The sequence below is a fragment of the Marinobacter sp. GH_1 genome (assembly GCF_048595985.1).
Classification (GTDB): domain Bacteria; phylum Pseudomonadota; class Gammaproteobacteria; order Pseudomonadales; family Oleiphilaceae; genus Marinobacter; species Marinobacter shengliensis.
Window position 1 is genome coordinate 4,025,064 of the sequence record NZ_CP184460.1, and the last position, 23,841, is coordinate 4,048,904.

At 58.8% G+C, this 23,841-nt stretch carries 21 protein-coding genes; 6 read left to right on the forward strand and 15 right to left on the reverse strand.

The window, feature by feature from the left end:
- Positions 1-35 precede the first annotated feature (35 nt).
- Complete coding sequence (locus ACNSOI_RS18360) at positions 36-476, forward strand: OmpA family protein (protein WP_374812609.1); 441 nt, start codon at positions 36-38, stop codon at positions 474-476.
- 62 nt (positions 477-538) lie between these two features.
- Here the strand turns inward: ACNSOI_RS18360 and ACNSOI_RS18365 are convergent, their stop codons facing one another.
- The 5 genes from ACNSOI_RS18365 to ACNSOI_RS18385 form a co-directional block, all read right to left on the reverse strand.
- Positions 539-940 carry an MAPEG family protein gene (locus ACNSOI_RS18365; protein WP_061330920.1) on the reverse strand — a complete coding sequence of 134 codons (402 nt, stop codon included), beginning with the start codon at positions 938-940 and terminating at the stop codon, positions 539-541.
- Position 941: 1 nt separating this feature from the next.
- Positions 942-1,184 carry a GlsB/YeaQ/YmgE family stress response membrane protein gene (locus ACNSOI_RS18370; RefSeq protein WP_061330921.1) on the reverse strand — a complete coding sequence of 81 codons (243 nt, stop codon included), beginning with the start codon at positions 1,182-1,184 and terminating at the stop codon, positions 942-944.
- Between the two features lie 74 nt (positions 1,185-1,258).
- A complete protein-coding gene (locus tag ACNSOI_RS18375; RefSeq protein WP_106694050.1) occupies positions 1,259-1,978 on the reverse strand; it encodes a lysophospholipid acyltransferase family protein in 720 nt (239 codons plus the stop codon).
- 47 nt (positions 1,979-2,025) lie between these two features.
- Positions 2,026-2,607 (reverse strand): class GN sortase, encoded by a 582-nt coding sequence (locus ACNSOI_RS18380; protein WP_286252355.1) that lies wholly within the window; start codon positions 2,605-2,607, stop codon positions 2,026-2,028.
- A complete protein-coding gene (locus tag ACNSOI_RS18385; RefSeq protein WP_420194740.1) occupies positions 2,604-4,643 on the reverse strand; it encodes a marine proteobacterial sortase target protein in 2,040 nt (679 codons plus the stop codon). The genes ACNSOI_RS18380 and ACNSOI_RS18385 overlap by 4 nt, the downstream gene beginning before the upstream one ends.
- Positions 4,644-4,923: 280 nt before the next feature.
- Between ACNSOI_RS18385 and pdsR the strand changes: the two genes are divergently transcribed.
- Genes pdsR through ACNSOI_RS18400 form a run of 3 tightly spaced genes read left to right on the forward strand, consistent with a single transcriptional unit; the run spans position 4,924 to position 8,983 of the window.
- Positions 4,924-5,625: a proteobacterial dedicated sortase system response regulator gene (gene pdsR / locus ACNSOI_RS18390; protein ID WP_420194741.1), complete on the forward strand. Its 702-nt coding sequence runs from the start codon at positions 4,924-4,926 to the stop codon at positions 5,623-5,625.
- A gap of 2 nt (positions 5,626-5,627) precedes the next feature.
- On the forward strand, positions 5,628-7,670 hold the full coding sequence (locus tag ACNSOI_RS18395; RefSeq protein ID WP_420194742.1) for an ATP-binding protein: 2,043 nt from the start codon (positions 5,628-5,630) through the stop codon (positions 7,668-7,670).
- A 5-nt stretch (positions 7,671-7,675) separates the two neighbouring features.
- Positions 7,676-8,983 carry a DUF3422 family protein gene (locus tag ACNSOI_RS18400; protein ID WP_152439345.1) on the forward strand — a complete coding sequence of 436 codons (1,308 nt, stop codon included), beginning with the start codon at positions 7,676-7,678 and terminating at the stop codon, positions 8,981-8,983.
- A gap of 6 nt (positions 8,984-8,989) precedes the next feature.
- Here the strand turns inward: ACNSOI_RS18400 and ACNSOI_RS18405 are convergent, their stop codons facing one another.
- Positions 8,990-9,769: an ATP-binding protein gene (locus ACNSOI_RS18405; protein WP_420194743.1), complete on the reverse strand. Its 780-nt coding sequence runs from the start codon at positions 9,767-9,769 to the stop codon at positions 8,990-8,992.
- Positions 9,770-9,894: 125 nt separating this feature from the next.
- Here ACNSOI_RS18405 and ACNSOI_RS18410 point away from each other — a divergent pair, with 125 nt between their 5' ends.
- Positions 9,895-12,858 carry a transporter substrate-binding domain-containing protein gene (locus ACNSOI_RS18410; RefSeq protein ID WP_420194744.1) on the forward strand — a complete coding sequence of 988 codons (2,964 nt, stop codon included), beginning with the start codon at positions 9,895-9,897 and terminating at the stop codon, positions 12,856-12,858.
- Between the two features lie 49 nt (positions 12,859-12,907).
- Here ACNSOI_RS18410 and ACNSOI_RS18415 read toward each other — a convergent pair whose 3' ends face one another.
- The 3 genes from ACNSOI_RS18415 to ACNSOI_RS18425 form a co-directional block, all read right to left on the reverse strand.
- Positions 12,908-13,486, reverse strand: a complete 579-nt coding sequence (locus tag ACNSOI_RS18415; RefSeq protein ID WP_106694054.1) for an outer membrane beta-barrel protein — start codon at positions 13,484-13,486, stop codon at positions 12,908-12,910.
- Between the two features lie 130 nt (positions 13,487-13,616).
- Positions 13,617-13,919, reverse strand: a complete 303-nt coding sequence (locus tag ACNSOI_RS18420) for a hypothetical protein (RefSeq protein WP_152439347.1) — start codon at positions 13,917-13,919, stop codon at positions 13,617-13,619.
- On the reverse strand, positions 13,916-14,827 hold the full coding sequence (locus tag ACNSOI_RS18425) for an esterase/lipase family protein (protein ID WP_286252370.1): 912 nt from the start codon (positions 14,825-14,827) through the stop codon (positions 13,916-13,918). Before ACNSOI_RS18425 ends, ACNSOI_RS18420 begins: the two co-directional genes overlap by 4 nt.
- A 234-nt stretch (positions 14,828-15,061) precedes the next feature.
- Between ACNSOI_RS18425 and ACNSOI_RS18430 the strand changes: the two genes are divergently transcribed.
- Complete coding sequence (locus ACNSOI_RS18430) at positions 15,062-15,655, forward strand: ATP-dependent zinc protease (protein ID WP_061330931.1); 594 nt, start codon at positions 15,062-15,064, stop codon at positions 15,653-15,655.
- Here ACNSOI_RS18430 and ACNSOI_RS18435 read toward each other — a convergent pair.
- From ACNSOI_RS18435 to ACNSOI_RS18460, 6 genes are all read right to left on the reverse strand, one after another.
- Positions 15,652-16,542, reverse strand: a complete 891-nt coding sequence (locus tag ACNSOI_RS18435; RefSeq protein WP_420194745.1) for a DNA ligase — start codon at positions 16,540-16,542, stop codon at positions 15,652-15,654. The two genes, ACNSOI_RS18430 and ACNSOI_RS18435, sit on opposite strands and share 4 nt — an antisense overlap.
- 52 nt (positions 16,543-16,594) lie before the next feature.
- Positions 16,595-17,032, reverse strand: a complete 438-nt coding sequence (locus tag ACNSOI_RS18440) for a YtoQ family protein (protein ID WP_058091620.1) — start codon at positions 17,030-17,032, stop codon at positions 16,595-16,597.
- Positions 17,033-17,145: 113 nt separating this feature from the next.
- Positions 17,146-18,465 carry a glycerophosphodiester phosphodiesterase family protein gene (locus tag ACNSOI_RS18445; protein WP_420194746.1) on the reverse strand — a complete coding sequence of 440 codons (1,320 nt, stop codon included), beginning with the start codon at positions 18,463-18,465 and terminating at the stop codon, positions 17,146-17,148.
- A gap of 165 nt (positions 18,466-18,630) precedes the next feature.
- Entirely contained in the window at positions 18,631-20,322 is a 1,692-nt protein-coding gene (locus ACNSOI_RS18450) for an Hsp70 family protein (protein WP_420194747.1), read from the reverse strand.
- Between the two features lie 17 nt (positions 20,323-20,339).
- A complete protein-coding gene (locus ACNSOI_RS18455; protein ID WP_420194748.1) occupies positions 20,340-23,081 on the reverse strand; it encodes a J domain-containing protein in 2,742 nt (913 codons plus the stop codon).
- Entirely contained in the window at positions 23,078-23,794 is a 717-nt protein-coding gene (locus tag ACNSOI_RS18460) for a DUF1266 domain-containing protein (RefSeq protein WP_420194749.1), read from the reverse strand. Before ACNSOI_RS18460 ends, ACNSOI_RS18455 begins: the two co-directional genes overlap by 4 nt.
- Positions 23,795-23,841: the final 47 nt, after the last annotated feature.

Sequence of the window (23,841 nt, forward strand, 5' to 3'; positions counted from 1 at the left end):
ACAAAAACCGGATTCTGGACTCGAGGATACTGCACATGACCGTACTAGTTCTGGACAACCCTGACCTGCTGGCGAAGGCCGCATTGGCATTCGGCGGCATGGCGGGCCAGCCTTCACAAGACGGAAGCCGTCCTCACCGCACCCGATTTCACTACGGCTTCAACAAACACACCCCGGATGCCGGTGACATCGAGGTTCTGAAGCAGCACGCGGCCTACCTGAAAAACCACCCGGGTGTGCGGGTAAGAATTCATGGCCACGCCGACCGCTTTGGTTCAGAGGAATACAATCGTTTCCTGGCTCGCCTGAGGGCCAACTCCGTTGCCCGCCTGCTCATGCGTGAGGGCGTTCACCAGTCTGCCCTTGTGCTGGCCACCTGGGGTTCGGATCGCCCCCTGGCCCGGCCGGAAGACCACGCGGCCAACCGACGGGTGGAGCTGGAATACCTGACCATGGACATTGCCCGAGCACTCTGAGCACCCGGTACAAACACAAACGGGGCCAACAGGCCCCGTTTAAGCAATCGCTGCCGGCTTGCTCAGCCGTACACCTGCCAGACGTTCCACAGTAACAGCAACGCCGCCACCAGAATCGCCAGCCAGGTTAACAGGATACCAATCATACGGGCCTTGTGGGGGCCACCCTTGCCGTTGATCATGCCCCAGGCATGGAGAATACGGCCCACCACCAGCGCCATGCCGGTCCAGTAAATCAGGCCTGAGGCAACACCGTTCAGCTCGGCAATCGCCAGCATGATCAGGCCAATGGGCGCATATTCGACCAGGTTAGCGTGGGCGCGCACCGCTGCCTCAAACTCCACATCGTCGTTCACGCCAAGCCCTTTACGGTACTTCAGCCGGTACTTAACCACCTGGCCGGACAACACCAGCAACAACAAGCCGAGGACGGCCGCGAACACAGCGGTTACGGGTACGATCATGTCAGCCCTGCTTTATCTTGTTAACCACTGCCAACAGCAGTACCGCACCGACGGTCGCTGTTACCAGCTCGCCGACCATGCTCTTTACCGCCAGCCCGAGCACGCCAAACAGCACGCCGCCAATCACCGAACCGACAATACCAATACCGATATTGGCCAGCACACCAAAGCCCTTGCCTTTCATAATCAGGCCAGCCAGCCAGCCGGCAAGACCACCAATGATCAGAAACCAGATCAGGCTCATCTATCCATTCTCCCAAGGTTTACCAGTCCAGAATGCATTCCTGTTCAGAAGACTGCCCTGTTTTTCACGGCCATTCAAGCAGTTCCGGGAGTTCGTGCAAGCCCTGCGATGGCTTCCGACATCTGTTGGTGGCACCGGGCGATCAGCTCGGGTATATCGGCAGAGGTCAGCCCCTGGGTTTCGACGGGCGGAAGAATCCGCATCGGGACTGGCTCCCTGCGGCCAGACCAGCCTCGTGTTTTGCCGTGATACTCACCGGCACACACCATGGTGATGGGGGCACCGGCGGCAATGGCCGTGTGAAACGCGCCTTTCTTGAAACTTCCCAGGCCACGGCCACGGCTACGAGTGCCTTCCGGGAATACCCAGATACTTTTACGCTGCTGGTTGATCGCCTCACTGGTGGCCTCCATCACCGCCACCGCTTTTCGGGACCGACCTCGGTTCAGAATGATGTTGCCACCCAGCCAGAATACCTGGCCAAAGAACGGCACCCAAACCAGTGAGGACTTGCCCACCGCCACGGTGCGTGGCGGCAACAAGTCCCCCATCAGGAACAGGTCGTCGTTCTGTTGGTGATTGGCGATGATGACCGTAGGCCTGTCCTGCGGCATGTTCTCGGCCCCATAGAGGGGGCGTTTCATGCCCAGCAAACAACGCCCTACCCGGGCGACGATCCAGCCCAGCAGCCGGTTGTTATCCGGGTTGAACGGCCGGGCCAGGTATAACACCAATGCCAGAAGGCACAAGACTGGCACGCTAATCCACGCCAGGATTTTTCTTACCACTGCCATACTGCTTTTCCGTTAAGACTCACTTGGCGCACAAGTGTACGCCATACTTAAAGCGCGGCAACAGTATCCTTTTGTTCGAGAGCGTAAACGGGATGGGCTTCAACCACATAGCGCAGGGGGCCACGGGCATCCATGGCGTCGAAAGGGTAGCAGGTAACCAACAGCAGGGTGCCGGCCGCCAACGCGTGAGTGTTAATAAGCTCCTTACGACTGTCCACTACCCGGATACTGGTTACCCGATAGTCCTGCCAACGCTGATCCTGGCCTTGCAATCTGACCGGGTTGCCCGGAGCGAGATGCTGGAGGTGGCTGAAGTGGGTGTCCCGGTGTCCGGCCAGAATCACCGGCCCGTCGGCACCGGCCACCACCCGGCCCGGCCCGAAGGCCAGGCTTTCGCCATGCAGGCCATCCAACACGATCATCGACACGTCCAATTCAGGCATTTCCAGCCTGGCCACCGGCCAGGTATCCGCCCAGGGCCAGGGCCGGGCCTGGACCTGACGGGCCTGGGTTTCCGCCCAGGCAAGTGCCAGCAGCTCCTGTGCCACCAGCGCCTTGAAGGGAATCCACAGCCCGAACATGAGCACCGTGGCAGAACAACCGAACAGTAACAGCAGCAGGCGACTCACAGGGATGGCCTCCGGTTCAGCATGGCAATGGCCAGGGAAAACATCAGCCCCAGCAAACCCAGCGCAGTGAACAACGGTGCGAATGTGGCCGTCTGGGGGTACCTGAGCATACCGGGCTGGCTACCTGCCGGCAGCAGTGTGGGTATGCTCTGCGACCCTGCGCTTTCGGTTTCCGGGCGAACCCGGCGCTGCTCCACCACCACAAAGCTGGTGAACGGCGAAATCACGCCATGGCGAACCGAAAGCTCAGTGATTTGCTGCTCATCCGGCGCCTGGCCCTGAAGCCGGGCGGCATCGGTCAGCTCATCAATCCGGCCACGGGCCCACTGACGATTCAAACCACTGGCGGGCGCCGCCTGGGCAAGATCCAGAGAAGTGGACCAGTGACGGCCTCCGGGCAACTGGCCGGAAACCTGCAACTGCCCTGCTGCCGGCAGCCCCCGGACTACCTGGACCAACGGCGTGCCGCGAAACAGATCTCCGGGCCTGGCCGGTACTGGCTCCAAAGGCTGTCCCTGATCCGGCCAGCGGACGTCCAGATTGGTCAGCACCGGTGCCTCCATGGCGGCAAACAGCCGGTTCAGGGCCCGGTCTACCTCGGCGCCTGAGTGAATTGCGGTAAACTCACCCCGGCCCCACCGGGCCGCCTCCCGCAGAAAGTGCATATTGGGTGCAGAACCAATCCCCACGGTAAACAGTCTTCGGTCAGTCAAACCTGATCGGATCTGGTTAAACAGGGCAGACTCATTGCCCACGGCACCGTCGGTGATAAACACCACCTGGCGCACCCGTTCACCACCCGGACCAGAGTCCATTCCCAGCGCCAGCGACAGGGCACCCGCCATCTCGGTACCGCCATTGGCCCGCAAATCCTGGACATAACGCCGAGCCCGGGCCAGGTAATGGCCTTCTGCCGGCACCGGCTGGGCGAACAGGGCATGGGCCTGGCTGTTGAACTGGATCACATTGAACGAATCACCGGGGCGCAGGGATTCCAGCCCCTTCAGCAGGGCAGAACGGGCCTGGGCAATCGCGTCCCCCGCCATGGAACCCGAGGTATCAATAACGAACACAAGCTCCCGGCGCAGCACCGGCCCGACCGTTTCAGGCGGCAGCACCATGGCCATCAGATAATCCTCACCCTGCCAGGTCTGGTGAAACACGGCCGCTTTTGGCTCACTGCCGGCTACCGGGCGCCACCTGACGATCACATCGCGGTCCATCAGCACCTTTTCCTGTTCCGGCCTCACCGTCGCCCTGGCACCGTCCAGCTCGGTGTGCAGTCGATGGCTTGGGCTGGAGACATCCGCCAGGGCCAGGCCGCTTTCGATCTCTATTCCGATCCTGGCCCGGTGACTGCCGCCATCAACGTCCGTGGGGCGAACGGTAAACGGGCTGATTTCATGGGCATCGGCAACCTCTGTGGTGGCCAGCGCCCACCCCGACTGCCACGGGCCTTGGGTTTCCGCCAGCGGTTCGCCTGGCATATACCGAGGGGTCAAGGTGGTGGGCAGTCGAAGTTCGAATTCACCATGCTTGTAGGCCACCGGTTGCTGATAACGGATTTCCACCTGCACACTTTCGCCTGGCGGGATGTTGGCTACCCGGCTGGTAAACAGGTTCGGGCGATGCTGCTCCAGCGTGGCCGCATGCTGCCCGGCCTGCCTGGCCCGCTCATAGGTTTGGCGGGCCTTGGCTTTGGGCTCAATGTGCCCCACGATTTCACGCTCGCCAATGATCATGCGTAGCCCGTACACCGTGGCCTTGTCGGGTAACGGGAACACGAAAATCCCCTCTTGCCATTGGTCGCTGGCATTACGAAACGTCCTGGTCAGCCTGGTCTGGGCCAGCAAGCCAGACACACGAACCTGAAACTCACTGTCCAAAATCACCGCCGGCTGCTGCCGGGCATTTTGATCATTCATCAGGTACAGTTGACCCGGCTGTTCCATGTCCATCTGACGCGCCTCCGCATAGAGGGGATGGACAAACAACATCAGCAGAACCGCCAGCCAAAGGCTGATACCCTCGGCCATTCGCAACCACCTGGATTGTTTAGCGGCTGGCTTCGCCCGGCGGGCGGTGAACAGGTCAGGCCGTACGGCCGGATTGGCAAGCAGCGATAGCAACATCATCACGACATCCTTTTTGTGGAAGTTAGTGATGCCATTGCAACAGGCTGAATGGGCCCTGCCGTGGCAGAAACGGGCAAGCTGGCGATAGAAAATGATGAATTATGGCAATCCCGCAGCATCGACTTGTGCCGCGCAAGGAGCATGGTTTAATGACAGCACATCTTGCTGAACAGCATCACCCATGAAAAAACACATTGTTCTGATTGAAGACGAAGCAGGCATTCGCGATAACTACCGGGCGGCGTTTGAGCGCCGGGGTTACCGGGTATCAGCCTATGGCGACCGGCCATCGGCCTGGCAAGTGCTGCGCCAGGCGTTGCCAGACCTGGCCATTATTGACGTCGGGCTTGGAGACGAGCCGGAAGGCGGGTTTACCCTGTGCCAGGACCTTCGGTCGCAGTCTGCTACCTTGCCGATCATCTTCCTGACCGCCCGGGACAGCGATATCGATTCGGTGCACGGCTTGCGCCTGGGCGCTGACGATTACGTCACCAAAGACATGAGCCTGGATCATCTGCTGGCCCGGATTACCGCCCTGCTTCGCCGGGCCGATGCCTGGGCCGAGGCGCTGCAAAAGCCGGATGAGCTGCTGCACCGGGGCCGGCTGTCGCTCAACGTCGACCGCATGACCGTGTCCTGGGACAACCAGCCGGTGGACTTGACGGTGACCGAATTCTGGATGCTGCACAGCCTGGTGCAGCATCCCGGCCACGTTCGCAGCCGGGACCAGCTGATGGAAGCCGCCAGCACGGTACTGGATGACAACACCGTGACCTCCCATATCAAACGCATCCGGCGTAAATTCAGCCAGCTGGACTGCAGCTTTGATGGCATTCAGACCGCCTATGGAATGGGTTATCGCTGGAATGCCCGTGAGGTCTGACCTTGAGCCTTAAACGCCAGCTGTTCCTCGCCAGCCTGCTGATGCTGCTGATACCCTGGGCCGGGCTGAAGTTTGTGCTGGAACTGGATGACGCCCTGCGCCAACAGGCCCTGCAACAGCTCCAGGAGCGGGGCCAGCGGATGGCAAACCTGGCCGGCGACCTGCTGCTGGGGCAACCCGCCATCACCACCCCGAACGCGCTCTACGCCAGCCCGGCAGAAACCCCGATCAAACCCGACGGCCATGCCGACGACTGGCCCGGTTACGATGAGCCCGATCACCTGCAGCCCTGGCAATCGGCTGAGCCCCTACCCTTGCCGGGCGCACCCCACCTGCGATGGCAGGCCGCCAGTGATGGCCGGCACCTGTTCCTGTTGGTCCAGATGCAGAACCAGGCCATGCAACTGTTTCAGCAGAACCGGCCTGACCAACCCCATGATCGCTTTGAGCTGGTGCTGCAACCGCCGGTCACCAACCTGCAACAGCCGGTGCCACGGCAACGCTGGACAATACGAACCTCAGCGCCGGGCAGCGTGAATGCCATTCGGGAAGACCGCCAGCAGACTCCGGATTATCGGGTTCAGGGTGCCTGGCGGGATCGGGGGTCTGGCTGGCAACTAGAGCTGCAGATGCCGCAGCCTGCCCGTGGCAGCTTGCTGGGCTTCCAGCTGACCCAGGGAGGCCAGGACGCCTCCGTACCCGGCACCGGCATTGAACCACCACCCCCGCTGGTGCAGCGGATCCCTGAACTGGAACGGGCACTTGCGGACCAGCTCGGTGATGGTCAGCAAGTCACTTTGGTTGAGCCGGCGGGGTGGGTGATTGCCCATCACCGGCATCCGGCCACTGGCCAGGGCCCGGACTTCGATGATCTGTCTCCCGTGCAAGTACTTGAGAAAATCACCCTCAACGCCCTGCGCGCCCTGATTCGGCTCTACCAGCCGGAGCCCACACCGCTGGGCGAAGCCACCCATAGGCTGATCACCGGTGGCCTGCCAGACAATCACCTGGTCAGGCGCAATGACGGCTCGGTCTGGCTGGCCACCGAGCATGATCTGTTTGGCGGTCGCTCGCTGGTACTGGAACAATCCCTCGATCAACTGCTCACCGTCTCCGGCTCGGCCCTTGGCAGCGTCCTGGCCCGCAGCCTGCTAATCATTCTCGCGTTAACCCTGGTGCTGCTGGGTTATGCCAGTTGGTTATCCTGGCGAATTGCCCGCCTGCAACGCCTGGTCAGCGCCAGCGTGGACGAAGATGGCCGGATTCTGAGCCAGGTGCCCGGCGCCAGAACCCAGGATGAACTGGGGCAACTGCAACAGCATTTCAGCCAGATGGTGGAACGGCTGCAGAGTTATAACCACTACCTGGAGAGTTTTTCCCGCCGGCTGTCCCATGAGCTGAAAACCCCCGTGGCGGTGGTCAGGTCGTCCCTCGAGAACCTCGCCCATAACAGCTCCGAGCAGGAACGGCAGCAATACCTGGAACGGGCCGCCGGGGCTACCGAGCGGCTGCGCCGAATTCTCAACAGCATGAGTGAGGCCGCGCGGCTCGAGCAGAGCTTCGACCAGGCTGACAAAGAACGGTTCGACCTGTCCGAGGTGGTCGCGCAAGCCACCGAGGCGTACCAACAACTGGATGCCGACCACCAGATCCGTTACCAGATTCCCGAAGCCGAATGCCCACTGATGGGCTCACCGGAAATGCTGGTGCAAATGCTCGACAAGCTGGTGGATAACGCCCGGGATTTTACCCCCAAAGGCGGCGCCATAGAGGTCAGCCTGCAACGCCATTCGGACCACTACCAATTGTGTGTGTTCAACGAGGGCTCGCAATTGCCGGAACACGCCGGCGTGGATATTTTTGGCGCCTTTGTCTCCCAGCGCCAGGGCCAGAGCGAGGGGCACCTGGGGCAGGGGTTGCTGATCGTACGTCTTATTGCCGACTACCATGGTGGCCATGTGGAGGCCCGAAACACCCGCGAAGGTGGCATTGACGGGGTGAGCTTCCGGGTTATCATCCCGGTATACCGCCCGGAAACAGGATAAACATTGTGAGTGCCGAAACGTCATCCCTGGATTTTCATCCCTTGCGGGCAGACCTTTACCAGGAACTGCACTCACGCCCCTTCCAGGTGATTCCTTCCACCGCCCGGGTGACCCACATTGCCGTGCTGGTCACACCGGAGCAGCGCCGAACACAGTTCGCGCATCTTCAGCGGCTGCACCGCCTGCTGGGCGAGCCCTGGCCGGAACAGGAAGTCAGCTGCTATGAGCACAACTTCGGCAAGCTGCGCGTCCGGCGTGAAGTGCATATGGAGTTTGCCTCCTACACCTTCACCAACCTGGACGTTTCCAGCGCCGACCCGTTTGCCGAGACCGGCATCAGCTCATTACCTGAGGGTTGGCTGGAACAGCTGGACGGCACCATTGTCGGGGCCTTTCACATAGAGGTGCGCCCGTCAGAAGAGGACGCCCGCAGCGAACTGGCGTTCATGCGCAAGTATTTCGAAGGTATGCGCCTCATTGGCAGCAGTCCACAGGAAGGCGCCGCCCGGGTACTGGGCTCGTTCCAGTTGCACAGCGACCATTTCGGCCGGTTCATGGTGCTCAATCACAAGATGTCCAACAGCCAGCTGGGCCGCCTGGTACAACGCCTGATGGAGATTGAAACCTACCGGCTGATGTCGCTGCTGGCGCTGCCACTGGCCAGGGAAATGACGCCCAGTCTGAACGACATGGACCACAAACTGGCCACCATCACCCAGTCCCTGGCGGATAACGAATCCCTGGACGAACAACAGATACTGGCCGAACTGACCCACATTGCCGCCCGGATCGAAGCCTACCGGGCCCACTCCACCTTCCGCTTTGCCGCCACCCGGGCCTACCACGAACTGGTGCTGACCCGGCTGGAAGAACTGCGGGAAGACGAAGTCTCCGGCCACCTGACCATCAGCGAATTCATGACCCGCCGGCTAACCCCGGCGGTGAAAACCTGCGAAGCGGTAGGGGAACGGCTCGAAGACCTGTCCCGCCGGGTAGACCGAGCCTCCGACATGATGCGTACCCGGGTGGAACTGGCGATCCAGAGCCAGAACCAGCAGTTGCTGAGTTCCATGGACCGCCGTTCCCGCATTCAATTGATGATGCAACACACAGTCGAAGGCTTCTCGGTTGTGGCGATCTCCTACTATCTGATCAGCCTGCTCAAGCTTGGCCTGGACGTACTGCAGGATAGCGGCCTGGCGTTCAACAAATCCCTGGTATTGGGCGTGGCCATACCGGTGATCATGGTGCTGGTGTTCCTGGGCATCCGGACCATCCACCACCGGTTTATCCGCATGGCCCGCCGGCAATAGCCGGCGTCAGCTGAATCTGGGGTCCCCGGCAAACTGGCGGTAAAACTGCTGGGCCGTGCGCCCGTTGCGCACCCCTTTGCCGGTGGCAAACCGGACGGCCTCCTGGTGCAGTTGCGAGCGCTCTGCCACCTCAGGAAACAGCGCGTCTACCGCCTGCAGATAGATATCCTGGGAAAACGGGTAGAACGACAATTGCAGCCCGAACCGGTCCGCCAGTGAGACCTGCTCTTCGATTGCCTCCGCCGGGTGCAGCTCGCCGTCGCGCACCTCGCTTTTCAGGTTGTCACTCATGAATTCCGGCATCAGATGCCGGCGGTTGGAGGTGGCATACACCCGCACGTTCTCCGGGGGCAGCTCCAGTGAACCCTCTAGCACGCTTTTCAAGGCCTTATAACCGGACTCCCCCACATCAAACGACAGGTCATCACAGAAGATCACAAAGCGGTACGGCAGCTCGCAGATGTCGTCGACAATCTCCGGCAGGTTCACCAGGTCGTCTTTGTCCACTTCAATCATTCGCAGGCCATCTGCCTGGTAACGGTTCAGCAATGCCTTGATCAGAGACGATTTGCCGGTGCCCCGGGACCCCCAAAGTAACGCATTATTGGAGGGCTGCCCCGCCAGAAAGCGTTCGGTGTTGCGGGCCAGCGCCTGTTTCTGCCGGTCAATACCCGTGAGATCAGCCCATCTGACCGGATCCAGCCGGCGAATGGCCCGAAGGCCGGAGCGGTGCCGGCGCCACACAGCGGCCGGAATCTGCTGCCAGTCAAAACCCGATTCTGTCATTCTCCTACTCCATCAAAGGCGTGCCGTTTCATAGCCTGAATCTGTATTCAATATAGCCACACACCACTGTCAAAGGTTACGATCTGCAACTACACTGGCACTGTTATTCACAGGGAAGGTATACCTTGCAAAGCCGCCTGCCTCAACCGCCCCAGCGAAAATTCTGTGCTGCCTGGCTAACGCTGGCCACACTGATGATTGCGGTGCTGACGTTCGCAGCCCGGGCGGAAGAGCCGGAGAGCCCGTCTCCCGTTGTCACAATTGGCGTGGTGGCCGACAACGAACCCTACACTTTTTTTGAAGGTCGCAATCCAGCCGGGTTCTCCATTGACGTCCTTCGGGAAGTGGCCAGCAACAGCAACCTGGTCTTTGATTTTCGTGCCGGTAGCTGGCCAGACATCTATGCGGCCTTCCTGCGCGGAGATCTGGATGCGATAGACGGTATTTCCTGGCGTCCGGACCGTGCTGAAAAGGTCCTGTTCTCCGAACCTTATCACTACCGCGAAATTTACCTGATGCATGACAGCGCCCGCCCGACTCCCACGATTGAGGCGCTGGACGACTTACAAGGCCTTCGCGTTGGCATGGTAGAGGACATTTTCTACCGCACTGAATTCGCCGACGCCGGCATTTCACTGACCACCTACGACTCCCTGACGAGCGTTGTTCGGGCACTGGCCTTTGGCTGGATCGATATTGCTGTGGGCCCCAAACTCACTATGGAGTATCTCGCCAACCAGGCCGGTTTCCGCTTCCTGGAACTGCTTGGCCCGGCGCCGCTGCAACAATACTCCGGGGAGGATTTCCGTATTGGTGTTCTCACCGACAACCTGAACCTGTTCAATCAGATTCAGGCCGGGCTGAATGCCGTACCGGAGGAAAAACTGCAGCACCTGCTGCAGCGTTGGCAGGAGTTTGGCGGTTTGACCGGCTCCACAGGTACAGAGCTGGCCCTCAGCTCGCAACAACGACAGTACCTGGCGAGTCTGGGGCCGGTTCGGATCGGATTCATGGATGATTATGCGCCGTTCAGTTTCACCGACGGCGGGCGGGTCAGAGGTCTGAGCGTGGATATCATGAACCGGCTGGTTGACCTGACTGGCCTGCAGGCTATTCCTGTCAGCGGCCAGTGGGACGAACTGATTCCCATGCTCAAGAACGGCGACATTGATGTCATGGCCAACATGTCCCATCGCCCGGAACGGGAGTCCTTCGCCCACTTCACCTCGCCCTATCACATCATTCCCAACGTCATCTTTACCCGGGATGAGAGTCTCAACTACCAAAATCTTGAGGACCTGAAGCACTATCGGGTTGGACTGGGCGCGGGCATCTACTATGAGGAAACGCTTCGGCAATTGCTGAGTAACGGCACATTGCTCAGCTTCCACTCACAGCAACCCATGTTCCAGGCGTTGGCGAGCGGCGATGTGGATGTCGTTATCGGAGCCCTGCATTCGGGCAATTACTGGATCCGGCAACTGGGTATCAGTGGCACCCGAATCGCCGGAGAACTTCAGCTCCCGGGCTTCAGTGGCGAGGACCTTCGCTTCGGGGTGAGACCAGCCCTGGCGCCGCTGGCAGACATCCTGAATCAGGCACTGACCAGCATTACGCCAACGGAACAACAGGTGATCGAAACCCGCTGGCTCGGCGCCAGCAACCAGCCCTCGCTGAACACAGCGGAACTGGTGCACTGGACAGACATCGAATCCCTATGGCTGGAACAACGGAATCGGGAAATTCGCATCTGCGCAGACCCGGACTGGATGCCCCTCGAAGGCGTGAGGGATGGCAAACACACCGGCCTGGCCGCAGATGTGCTTGAGCTGTTCAGCCAACGAGGTAACCTGCGTTTCCGGCTGGTGCCCACCAGCAACTGGCAGGAAGCCATTGCCGCGGCGAAGGATCGGCGTTGCGACATGTTCCCGATGGCCATGCGTACACCCGAAAGGTCCATTTATCTGGACTTCACCTCACCCTATCTGGAAGTACCAAACGTGGTGATTGGCCGTATTGAGGCCCCGTTCATTCAGCGTCTCAACGAGCTGGAGGGCGGCCGCGTTGGCATTGTGGAAGGCTACGCGTTTGCCGAATTGCTGCGCAAACGCAATCCATCCTTGCAACTGGTTACCGTAGAGTCAGAGCAAGAAGGCCTGAGAAAACTTCAGAACCGGGAGCTGATCGGCTATGTCACTACACTGGCCACTGCCAGTTACTACATGCAGTCAATGGGCCTGGCGGACCTGAAGGTGATTGGCCGGGTACCGGCCGACTGGTCACTGGCGATCGGCACCCGCAATGACGAACCCACGTTACACGGCATCATGCAGAAACTGGTGTTGAGCCTGACACCTGCAGAGCGCACTCAGCTTGAAAGCACCTGGCGCAACCTGCGAATCGAGGAACGCGTGGACTATACCCGGTTCTGGCAAATACTTTCGCTGGGCCTGCTGGCCACCGCCCTGCTGGTCTACTGGAACCGGAAACTCGGCCGTCTCAATCGGGAACTTGCCGAGGCCAATACCGCTCTGTCCCGTCTGAGTGTGACCGATAACCTCACAGGCCTGGGCAACCGCACCTACTTCGACCGGGAGTTCTCCAACAGCTTTCAATGGTGCCTGCGGCACCAGACCGGCTTTGCGGTTGCCATGGTCGACGCGGACCATTTCAAGAAGATTAATGATAATTGGGGGCATGAGGCTGGTGACCGGTGCCTGGAATCTCTGGCAAATACCATGCGCGAACATTTCCGCCGCGACACTGACCGTCTGGCACGGTTTGGTGGAGAAGAGTTTGTGATTTTTGCCAGTTATCAGGATGCAGATGACATAAAGGCTCGGCTGAACCGGTTCCGCGAGGAAGTCGCAACCCGGCGCTGTGATACCTGCAAGGATAAAGGGATTGATCTGACCGTCAGCATTGGCCTGGCATTGGGGTTTCCAACACCAGAGCACACATCTGCGGAATATCTCCGGCTGGCCGACCAGGCGCTATACACCGCCAAGCGTAACGGCCGGAACCGCCTGGAGGTTATTCCAGCAGGGCAAACATCGGGGCCAGACGAAGCCGAACACCCTAAGGCGTAAAGAAAGGGGCGCCGGCCTGCTACAGCCGGCGCCCCAAACCCGTAACGAGTCAGAACTGGTACTTCAAGCCAACCCGGCCGGTGTCGAAATCCGGACCATTATTGGTAATCTGGCCATTGAAATCGTCTTCATCGATATCCACGTTGTAACGGGCATACTCGGCGAAGGCGGTCAGGCTATTGGTCACCCGGAAATCCACACCGGCGCCAATAAACGGATTGACCTCGTCATAGGTTTCACTCTCATCGAAGGCATCCACATCAAAGGCCGAAGCGAATGCACCGGCCTTCGCATACACCCCGAAACTCTGAGTGAGAGGCAAACGGCCAACAGCGCTCAGGCCAACCCCTTTGAGCTTGGCTTTAACGTCGTCATCGCCGAACTTGCCGAAATCAATGTATTCCGCTTCCAGGGCAAAGAACTCATTGAACTGGTAACCCAGCGCCGCACCCAGCAGATCGTTTTCATCCTTGAATTCACCGCCGTGGGATTTGTAGCCCCCATAACTACCACTGATGTATGGCCCTGAGTTATCCCGGCTCACTTTATCCTGTGCCCAGACGGCAGGGGCTGTCAGTACAGCAGCAGACAGAACCGTGGCACACGCAAAACTGGCTTTGTAGCTCATAACGCGTTTCCTCTGTGGTTGGGTTTTCCATTCGTCGAAACGAACAATCCGGATGTCTCTATCCCGATTGCATGCGTTTACCCTACAGAGATAACGGCTGGTTGGGGGTTAAAACCCTACTAAGAATCATTCATGTTTCAGTCATGTCTTGCCGACGCATCGCCAAACGGGCACCGGCAGACGCCGCCCCTTCGGCAATCACACGACCGGCCAGCGACACGCTGTCGTAACTGACTCTGGCGATACCATGGTGGCACACCCGAACAAGCCGGCTACCGGGCCGAGTGGCCGGAATGGCGTCCAGCACCCGAAAACTCTCGTCTGCAATGGAAAGGTGCACACGCTTCAGCTTAACCGCGCCGTGATGCATGCCTTGGGCCACCAGCTCCGTCACACCCAGCCACCATTGCGTGTTGTTGTCCGGTCCTTTCATGCCAGCCACTCCTGAAGTTGCTGGCTCACCAAGGGGTGGTGGGCCAGGCGAATATGGTCAACACCGGGAAAATTGGCGATGCCCGCCAGCTCCCAGCCTTCACGACGATCACCACGGGCGCTGGATTGATGCACCAGGGCATCGCCAAACAGAACGTTTACAGGGTGCCGTTCGCCCTTGGCGAGCAGTCCGCTGATCACGTAATGCCGGGCACCGTGCAACAGCGGTTGATCTGAGGTACCCGGTTCAAAAGCATCCCCCCGGGATAAGTTGCGGATACCCTCGCTGCGAAGGTCAATCACCTCGCCCACCACTTTCAGATAATCCCGGGGCACCCGATTCAGCCAGCCTGCCGCTTTATGGGCGCCCACCGCCAGCCAGGAGCCGTCGTGGGGTGAGCCGATGTACACACAATCCGGGTTCAGGCTGACCCAGCGGTGATCATTCGCAGCCCCATAATGACAGGCACTGCGAATCAGCAAGCCTCCCATACTGTGGCCGATCAGAACAATCCGCTTGACCGGTACCGGCCAGTTACTCACCAGCCGCTCCAGCAACGCGGCAAGATCCTGGCCGTTACGGTAAATGGGCCGGCCGGTATTGAAACGGAGCTTGAGGGCCGACGTATCGCCCAACGTGTTGGCGAGGTGGGTGCCGTAGTGTTCATCGGGCTTGGCCGGAAAATCCCACACCGATTCCAGCTCCATCAGCCCATGGATGGACAGGCAAAGCACGCTCCCCGGCGCTGCGGGCTGGGGATTCTGCAGATCCAGCGCTTCGCCATCGGCAAACACCGTCATCGGCACCGCCAGCGGATTGCCCCGGTGCTCCAGCCAGTCACCCAGAAAGCCGCTGGCAATGGCTGAAATGTGCTGCTGGACTCGCCCAGCGGAAGGAACAGACACCATGGTTAGTCTCCCGAGTATTTTTTCAGTGTACGCCCTTTGCAGTGCATTACACTGGCCATTTTCGGGCCAGAGTGGCGGCCCCGGAGCAAATCCGGCAAGACAGGCTCACGGTTTGTTAATCTGCCCGAAAGGGCTACAGGCGACCGACCCTGATAACCTTGCTGGAATTGCACAGAAACGGACCGGCCCGTGCCGCTCCACCTTTTCAGATTGACCAGCCAAAGGAAGCATCCAATGCGATCTGCTGTCATCGCCCTGACCAGCCTCTTGTTCTCTGCCAACCCGGCCACGGCCGAGACTCAGTCACAAGCATCGGCGGAGCCGGAAGTGATGGGCTTTGTGGAGTGGGTGGTGATGGGCGAGACCGGCATCCGGTTAAAAGCACGCCTGGATACCGGCGCCAAGACCTCGTCCCTGCATGCTGTGAATGTGGAATCTTTCGAGAAGGACAACGAGGAATGGGTGCGCTTCCAGCTCCCGCTGGGTGACCACGAAGACCAGCCCAGCGAGGGTGATCTGAAACACGACGAAGTGATTCTGGAATTTGAGCGGCCGGTCTATCGCACCGTACTGATCAAACGCAAGGGCGCCCCCTCACAGCGGCGCTATGTGGTCGAAATGGACTTCTGTCTCGGCGGCAAGGTCCATGAAACCCAGTTTTCCCTCACCGACCGGGGCAAATTTTCCTACCCGGTACTTTTGGGCCGCCGACTACTCCGGGATGACAACATCCTGACCGATTCCGGCCGCACCTTCATCGCTGAACTGGAGTGTGAATACAGCACGCTGGAGGAGCTGGCCCAGAGCAGCAAGGCCATCTCGCCCTAATCGGCCTTCGGCACCGGTTCATCATTCCGGACCCGAAGAAAGCTGGCAAATCTCGGCAAGCCGGTGGCGGTCAAACCACGGTAGCGGAAGGTAATGATTGAGCCAATCGCCGGCGGGTTGCGCCTGTCCGCATCGGCAAACCCGGTTCCGATGCGAAACTGCCGGCCATCGTACAGCTCCACTTCCAAAGCCCCCATCAGCCCCTCGTACTTGCCCTTGCCCGGCAGGTGACCAACGACTTTCGCTTCCGCATCCTCATGGGTTTTCACTTTAAGCAGATCATCGGAACGACCGGCCTGATACCGGCTGTTTCTTCGCTTTAGCATCAACCCTTCAGCACCGGCAGCCACCACCTGTTCAAGCTTTGCCATCAGTTCTGAATGGCTGGCAACCGGGCGCTGCGCCACCAATTCCAGATACTCAGAGCCAGAGGCTGCAACCAGCTGTTCCAACTGACGGTAACGCTGCTCGAACACGGTTTCAGGCTGTGGCAGATCAAACACATGAAACCTCACCTGACGCCACTCATGATCCACCGGCTGCACTTTGCGCACCACCCCGGACAGCTCAGCAAAGCGCCCGCGACCACTCCAGAGTTCACCATCCAACGGCTGCCGGGGAAACTGCGCCGTAAACCAGTCCGGCGCCGCGTATACATGCCCGCCCCGGGACCAGAGCTGCTCGCCATCCCAATAGGCCCGGACGCCGTCCAGTTTTTCGCTGACCCAGTATTCCTCGAGGTTTACACCCGAGTGATAGACATTGGCCAGAGGGATGGCAGGCGGCCGTGCATTGGCCTGAATGGGATCAATGGCAAGTAACGAGAGAAAAAGCAGGCAAAGTGTCAGGGCTGTTGCCCCGACACCGCCAGTATTGAAGAGTGGCATGTTCCTTTGCCCTTTTTACATCCTGTTGATGGTGTTACGGAAAACGCTGTACTCAGGCCGTTACATACTTCAGCAGCTCAACCACCTGCTCCGGCGTTTGTGCCCAGGCCATGGCGGCTGCGTCCACTTCCTTGAGCGGGTGCACGATGTCTTCATCATGCAGGGTTATGTAAGGCGTGCCCATGGCGGCACAGTAGCCGGCATCGAAGGCCGCGTTCCACTGCTTGTACTTGTCGCCAAAGCGGATCACCGCCAGGTCGCACTGCTCAAGCAGGGTCTTGGTGCGGATGGCATTCACCTTGGAAGACTGGTGATCACGCCAGAAATTGCTCTCCGGCTTACCCAGGAAATCGCCCGCGGCGTCGCTGGATTCGTGGTCGGTGTTGGCAGAGGTAAACTCAACCGGCAACCCCGCCGCCTCAGCACCCGCAGCAATCTGCTCACGCCAGTCGGTGTGGATTTCGCCGGATAAATAAACGGTCCAGATCATATTGGGCTCCTGTGGGGCTCGTCAAAAGTTGAGGTGGAGATCATACGCCAAAGAAGGCGCAGGTTCACGGCAGGTCAGCGCGCTTCACACACCCTGACCCACCGTCGCTCAACTTACCGACCGCTGTTCACGTTCATGCAGTTTGCGTAATAGGTCGTGGTCGCCGGCCAGTCGGAGAATATCCCGATTACGCCAACATCCCGGGCCAACACATCAATCACGTTGAACACATCGCCGTCGTTATTGATGGCGTCTGTGACGGTCTGATAATACCAACCACCACCGGTGGCCAGCGGACCGCTCCGTTCAACCGTCCAGGCGATCATATCCAGTCCCGCCGCGCGGGCATTCTCCGCATACTCGGAAGGCACAATCTCGCCATGGCCATCCAATGTCAGCATTTTCCAGATTGCGGGCGCCAGGATATTCACACCACGGGCTTTCAGGTGCTCCATGAAGGCCAGGGACGTGTTGTCTGGGGTAATCGGTTCCTGATCAAGGAACACCGCTTGCTTGCCAAAGCGGGGTGTTTCGTTAACCCAGTAGAGCACATCGCCCAGGTTGAAGGATTGCGGCCAAACGTCTCTCGGAGGCACGCCGGCATCAATGTAATCCTGGATCATCTGGCGGGCATAATCCTGCTGACTGTAATCGCCCTCAAACGGCATATCCACCACCGGGAACTTCAGCTCCGGAGTGAACTTGACCCCCAGCGCCTTAAACAGCTCAATGCTTTCACGATGACTGACCAGAGTGCCGCGGGCGGTGTAGAGGTCCGTCCGCCAGTCGGCCGTCCCGCCAAGGTATTCCTCCGGCGTAGTTGCCTCCGAGTTGTAGGCATCCATCTTGCCCTTCAGGGTTTTGAACTCCGCAAGTGTGATGTCACTGGTACGGCATTCGGCCTGCGCAGGCGCGCCGGAAGCCGGATCGGCCGGCACGAAGGGCTGCGTGCATTTCGCGTTCAGCTCAGGAATGGTAACGATGTTGGTGGTGGTGTGCAGATCGTTCTGGGCATGGCGGCAAACCAGCTCCCGGTCCTTGGTAAAGGCTACGTCACATTCGACAATGCCCGCCCCCATTTTGGCCGCAGCAATGTAGGATTCCCGCGTGTGCTCCGGAAACTGTAGCGGCGCGCCTCGATGGCCGATGGAGAAGTCCGAGGGTTTGAACGAACGGGCACTGCAGGACTGAAGCCGCTCCTTCAACGGTCCCTCGTCCATATCCTGTACCAGCCAGAACGGGCGCGGCCCAAGCTGCACCGATTCCTGCCCCTTGAACTTCCCGTGGTGGTGCTTACCCCAATCCGATGACTCCTTCCACTCGGCAAGGCCCGGCGGCAACCAGTTCTGCCCATCCTGATTCTTCGGCCCGGCGTGGGCGACGGCGATAGAGATCGAGCACAACACGATGCCCGCCAACGTGAGTAACTTCATAACCAGCTCCTTGTTTAATGAATGATACTGCGGAGCCAGTGTTCACAAACAGGGTTACCTGTGCGTGAAACTTTTTTGACCAAGGCTGATGAATTTCAGGAGTTGAAGGACACCGCCATCGTCATGCCAGACTGCTGCGTGGATGGTGAGGTGTAGGTCATTCTTTCAACTGAACTGTATCGACTCCGCAAGAGCGCTCTCAAGCCGCTCCCGCACACGCCGGATTTCGTGGTCATCCTGCCCGGCAAGCACCGCGTCAAATTGATTCAACCAGTGCATGACCTCTTCACGTTCTCGGCCCAGAGTCTGGGCATAGGCACTTTCCAGCCTGGCTCGAAGCGTACGGTTGGGCATCTCATCCCTAGGATGAATTTTCATGGCCCTCAGTCGCTCTCGCGATGCCTGCTTTTGGGTTTCACTCAGCCCATTCGGGCTACGATCAATCAGGCGCTCAATTTTCTCGCCGGTGCTCTGCACGGTCACGTCCACTTCCAGCAGACCATCCACGTTATAACTGAAACGCACAGCAATGCACTCTGCACCGGCCGGCGCCGGCGGAACAGGCACCGTAATATCGCCAATAAAGACATTGTCCCGCACTCTCGGGCGTTCGCCCTGAAAGACCAGCACATTAACCGATGTCTGATCGTCTGCTGTCGTGTAGTAGTGCTGCTCGCGGGACGCGGGTATCGTCGTATTTCGCTCGATGATCGGTGACATCAAGCCATTCATGCGCTCACCATTGACCTCACTTGAGATCGCGATGCCCAAGGTGTACGGGCACACATCCGTCATGATGATTTCCTGAACGGCCTCATCCCGAAGGCGGCAAGCAGCCTGCACCGAAGCGCCCTGAGCCACAACGGTGTCCGGGTCCAGGTGACGCAGGGGCATTTTTCCGAACAGTTGGCTCACCAGTTGCTGCGCCTCCCACAAGCGGGTGCTGCCACCCACCATAACCACGTTATCTAGCTCACGGGGGTTTATTCTCGAGTCTCTCAAGGCGCGCTCAACAGGTTGCCTCAGCCGGTCGATCAATGGCTGCCATGCCCGGGCAAGGGCCTCTGGCGTAAACCACTCAAATTCCTTGCCCTGCCAGGCCCAGCAAAGCTTGCCACGCTCGCGGACCGGCCTGCATTTCAGCTGTTCGGCTTTTGCGAGCAAGAGCGCCATAGATGCAGAATCAACTTCGCTTGCCTTCAGGCCCCAAGAGTCGAGGCAGGCATCGGCAATCGCCCTGGTAAAGTCTTCGCCACCCAGAAAGTTGTCGCCGGCAGAAGAGCGCACCTCGATCACCGGACCCACGTACTCCAGCAGAGTAACATCGAAGGTTCCGCCACCGAGGTCAAACACCAGGGACAACCGGTCCGAGTTTTCGTGCAGGCCGTAGGCCAACGCGGCGGCGGTCGGTTCGTTGATCAACCTGACGACGTTCAAACCCGCCAATTCTGCCGCAAAGGCCGCATGCTTGCGTTGTTCATCGTTGAAATAAGCGGGGACCGAGATCACCACATCGTTTATTTCCTGGCCAAGAAAGCTCTCTGCATCCTGCTTCAGGCTTGCCAAAACAAACGACGATAACTCCGTCGGTGTATAACTGTGGCCATCACCAAGTTCGAACCGGTGCTCCGAGCCCATAAAACGCTTGAAAGCCACAGCTGTGCGCTGCGGGTGTGTGACACGTCGTGCTGCGGCTGCCGCTCCAACAAGCAGCGAACCGTCTTCATCAAGGCTGACCGCTGAAGGGGTCATTATTTGGCCAAGGCTGTTAGGAATCAGCTTTGACTTACCATCCTGCCAAACCGCTATCAGGCTGTTCGTGGTACCAAGGTCGATACCTATGGCAAGTGATTTCATCGCACTGTCCTTATGCTTTACGGTTTCCGACCGGCTTCGCCATAGCCCGACATTGCCGACAATAAGCCACTGGCTTCGTCAGGCTGTTCGGAACGGCTGTGAACCGAGGGTTTGAATATCAGTGCAGTGGCTATCACCAGGCCAATGACAGGCATAGCGACGCTCACAAGTGCAGCCAGAGTCATCCTTACCTTACCCAGGCCAGCGTCTCTCATCCGACGCACGAGACTGCTCAACATCGTTGTCGTCATGGCCGCAAGAAAGAGTAAAAACACACCGAATGGCGGAGTGGCCGGGTAGTACAGCCAGGCCAAACCCGCGGCAAAGTAGCAAAGCAGATGAAGTGCAAAACCGCGGCGGCTCAGCAGACCCCCGAACCAGAATGGGTAGAGGGCCGTGTCTTTGGGTGGTTTAGCCTGTTCACGCGTATCGATGAGTCGTTTTTTTAGACTACCCAGAATCAGTCCGCACAGCAGCCTGCCGGCGATTTCCTGATGCTCACTTTCCCCGGCATAGGTCGCATACACTCGTCGAACCAGGTCTTGTGAAGGCTGCTCATGGGGTTGGTGCCGATTCAGGACTGCCAGTATGTCGACCGCCCCTTCAACAAAGTCCGGGAAGCCGTCGCCCCAGTTATTAACCTTGGCACGGTCACCAGGCGCCATGGAGATGGCCTCGGCAAACCTGACACCGCCTGGTATTTTGAGACGGTGCAATGCGGGTGCCTCTCGAGCTGCCAGCCGATCAGAGAAGGTTTGCCCGAGATCTTTATCAATGGTGAGGAGCGCGTAGAACAACATGTTATCGACGAAGCTGGCCTGACACGCACCCAACACCGCAGCCAGAACAGGCACCCAGCTGGCGTCAGGGAGCTGTTCTTTTTCAAACCCATTCTGCAGAAGGATGTAACTCATCCGAGAGGCACAGAGCAGCCGTGCAAAAGTGGGGCTAAATCCAGAGCAGTCCATAAGGTTCACGTTGGCACGGCAGAACTCTTTAATGTCCTCGATACCCTTCGAGCCATCGCTCAAGCCTAACAGCAGGCCTGACAAGCGCCGGAACAGCGTGTTCTCCTGCTGATGAGAAACACGCTCCAGCAAACCCCTCCAGGAAGCCTCCCAAAGGCAGCCCGGATGACAATCCAGGAGAAATCCAAAACGAATACAGTCGCTGATGTCATCATCGCTTAGCGGAAAATCAGCACAATCGACCCAATGCTCTCCTGCAAGGTTCAGGCGCAGCTCCGCCCACTCGACAGCTGTCCGTGGTATCAAAGTCTGGTTTGCGGTCTCCACGTCCATGCCTGCGGCATCGGCAAGCCGCTGCAGGGCCTCGATGGACATGTCTGGCTGGCGACTGATTGCACTCAACAAGGTAAACCGTGATGCGGCCGGCAAGGTGCCTTTCTCCGCGGCTTCGATCAGCTCATCAAACTCGTAACTCAAGATCTTTTGACGAGAGCTGTGTGCTTCCACGAGGTCTAACGCAATCTGGAATGACACTTCAAAATTTGCCGGGCCACAATCTTGTTTGCAACGGTGCGCGAACTCATTCTGCAAGAACGACGGCGCGCCTTGTAATTGCCTTACCCATCCATAGAGTGACGCGAGCCCATCGCCATCGCCAATGGGAACCATGTCAGCAATGACAGCGGAAGCCGAAGGTGAAAGTCTGGCATCAATAAACCGCCGCACCTGCTTGCTCAAGGGGCTGTCGACAATGGCCAAGGCGTGCTTCGACTTAACCAGGATCATACAATCCGCGGCATTCGGCATGTCCCGCAAATCCGGGTTCAGCAATACCGTCCACAGAGGGACCCACTCCTGACCACAACGGCGATGCAGTTCAATCACAAAACTCTTTACCGCAGGAGCCGCATCTACCGAAATCATCGGCCGAATAGCGGTCATGGCGGCTGCATAATCCTTTCTGTGGAAATGCAGGTGTGCAAAAAGCCAGGCCGCGTCATCCGGCCGCTGGTTGGCAAGCGCCGGCAGTATCCGCTCAGCGCAACTCAACCAGACATCAGGCACACGTTTTTCTATCGCGACATGGCAACGTAGCAGCAGTATCGCCAATTCCCGGCATGCCGGAATCACCGTGACCCCATGCTCGTTCAGCAACCGGTCGATCTCACGCAGATTGCCGCGCCCAAATGCCGATACCAAGGCAGAAAAATAGCTCAGTGCGGCACTTTGAGCATGGGTCGGAAATGGTGCGAGCGTGGACAGGTCGAATACGTCCGCTGCATCCAGCCCGTCGAGAACCCCCTCAAGCTGTGCGCTCTGCTCCGACGAATACCGGAGCAACAGGCTTCGCCAATCCAGGAAATCCCTTAACCTGGCTAACACCTGATTTGGCAGCCAGCCGTTATCGAGAGCCCAGTTGAAGGTTGGCTGGGCCAGTAAATAACGGACCTGCAGTGAACAGGCCGTCAGCTCCTGGAGGACAGTTTCATACGATGCCTCCAGAAAGCGCTGTTCAGGATCATTCGCTATAGAGATCAGCTGATCCATCCATCGCTGCGCGTCGATCAGCTCTGGATCTTCAATCGTTGCCTGCGGCTCATCATCTCCGTCCAAAAGATCGTTCTGCCGGGCACTTTCGAGAGCAAACTCATAGGCCTCCCGCAGTGCCCTGAATCCGTCCGGGTCCTCCTCTGGATGCACTCCCGGCAGGAGCGATAGGTAGGCCTTTCGGATCACCCGTTCATCCTCTGTCGGTGTCAGCCCCAGAACGCCCCAATACGCCTCGTTCATAACCCCTCCTCACCGAGAGAGTTCGGGCGCTCGATCTGGTCAAGAGCCATTGCCCAGGGTAAATAAGTGGCCGGGTTGTCGGGATCGGTCAAAACTTCATTAAAAATGCGGCTCAACCAGGGCGGGGCTTCATCGAACAAAAATGCCTTTAATTCATCCGGGGACTCGATTTCCAGTGCCATCCAGAGCATCCGACCACTGAAGTAACCGCACAGGTATTGATCCCAGGATCGATACCAGTAAAGCGCGCGATATCCCAGTTGTAGATGAAGATACTGGCATTCCTGCTCGCTGATGTACCCGAGATACAATCCGTTGCGCAGAAGATAACTCATGCGCCCCAAATCCCAGGCACGAATGCCCCCGGGGCCTGTAAGCAGGGCTGTTCTATCCAGAAACAGATCCCGTAGGCGGTTCAATTCAGGCATCTCTGATCGAGCACTTTCCCGGTCGCTGGGCAAAACCTGATGCCAGGCCCAATAGTTCGCTCCGATCGAAACCGCGTGGCCACGGTCAGCCATGCGTGAGACGGTCTCAAGCAGGCCCTCTCGATCTTCAATGCCCCAGGCGGAGCTGAGTAAGTCGCCTTGTTCAGTGCCTGCATCTGCTGCCCAGAACGAAGGGACATCGTATCTAGCCCCCGCTTTGCGGTTCAAAGCGACCAAGGGGCCGCTCAACGCCAAAAGCCAAAGCTGTTGCTCTCCAGGTGGCATGTCTTTCATCCTTGAAGCTTTCATTCCTGCTCAGTTCAAGGTCAGAC

What these genes read in the sequence shown, in the direction of transcription:
- ACNSOI_RS18430 (WP_061330931.1), top strand. Translation starts at nt 15,062, where the DNA reads ATGCGATCTGCTGTCATCGCCCTGACCAGCCTCTTGTTCTCTGCCAAC.
- ACNSOI_RS18415 (WP_106694054.1), bottom strand. Translation starts at nt 13,486, where the DNA reads ATGAGCTACAAAGCCAGTTTTGCGTGTGCCACGGTTCTGTCTGCTGCT.
- ACNSOI_RS18370 (WP_061330921.1), bottom strand. Translation starts at nt 1,184, where the DNA reads ATGAGCCTGATCTGGTTTCTGATCATTGGTGGTCTTGCCGGCTGGCTG.
- ACNSOI_RS18450 (WP_420194747.1), bottom strand. Translation starts at nt 20,322, where the DNA reads ATGAAATCACTTGCCATAGGTATCGACCTTGGTACCACGAACAGCCTG.
- ACNSOI_RS18365 (WP_061330920.1), bottom strand. Translation starts at nt 940, where the DNA reads ATGATCGTACCCGTAACCGCTGTGTTCGCGGCCGTCCTCGGCTTGTTG.
- ACNSOI_RS18445 (WP_420194746.1), bottom strand. Translation starts at nt 18,465, where the DNA reads ATGAAGTTACTCACGTTGGCGGGCATCGTGTTGTGCTCGATCTCTATC.
- pdsR (WP_420194741.1), top strand. Translation starts at nt 4,924, where the DNA reads ATGAAAAAACACATTGTTCTGATTGAAGACGAAGCAGGCATTCGCGAT.
- ACNSOI_RS18385 (WP_420194740.1), bottom strand. Translation starts at nt 4,643, where the DNA reads ATGGCCGAGGGTATCAGCCTTTGGCTGGCGGTTCTGCTGATGTTGTTT.
- ACNSOI_RS18375 (WP_106694050.1), bottom strand. Translation starts at nt 1,978, where the DNA reads ATGGCAGTGGTAAGAAAAATCCTGGCGTGGATTAGCGTGCCAGTCTTG.
- ACNSOI_RS18425 (WP_286252370.1), bottom strand. Translation starts at nt 14,827, where the DNA reads ATGGTGTCTGTTCCTTCCGCTGGGCGAGTCCAGCAGCACATTTCAGCC.
- ACNSOI_RS18360 (WP_374812609.1), top strand. Translation starts at nt 36, where the DNA reads ATGACCGTACTAGTTCTGGACAACCCTGACCTGCTGGCGAAGGCCGCA.
- ACNSOI_RS18460 (WP_420194749.1), bottom strand. Translation starts at nt 23,794, where the DNA reads ATGCCACCTGGAGAGCAACAGCTTTGGCTTTTGGCGTTGAGCGGCCCC.
- ACNSOI_RS18455 (WP_420194748.1), bottom strand. Translation starts at nt 23,081, where the DNA reads ATGAACGAGGCGTATTGGGGCGTTCTGGGGCTGACACCGACAGAGGAT.
- ACNSOI_RS18420 (WP_152439347.1), bottom strand. Translation starts at nt 13,919, where the DNA reads ATGAAAGGACCGGACAACAACACGCAATGGTGGCTGGGTGTGACGGAG.
- ACNSOI_RS18405 (WP_420194743.1), bottom strand. Translation starts at nt 9,769, where the DNA reads ATGACAGAATCGGGTTTTGACTGGCAGCAGATTCCGGCCGCTGTGTGG.
- ACNSOI_RS18440 (WP_058091620.1), bottom strand. Translation starts at nt 17,032, where the DNA reads ATGATCTGGACCGTTTATTTATCCGGCGAAATCCACACCGACTGGCGT.
- ACNSOI_RS18435 (WP_420194745.1), bottom strand. Translation starts at nt 16,542, where the DNA reads ATGCCACTCTTCAATACTGGCGGTGTCGGGGCAACAGCCCTGACACTT.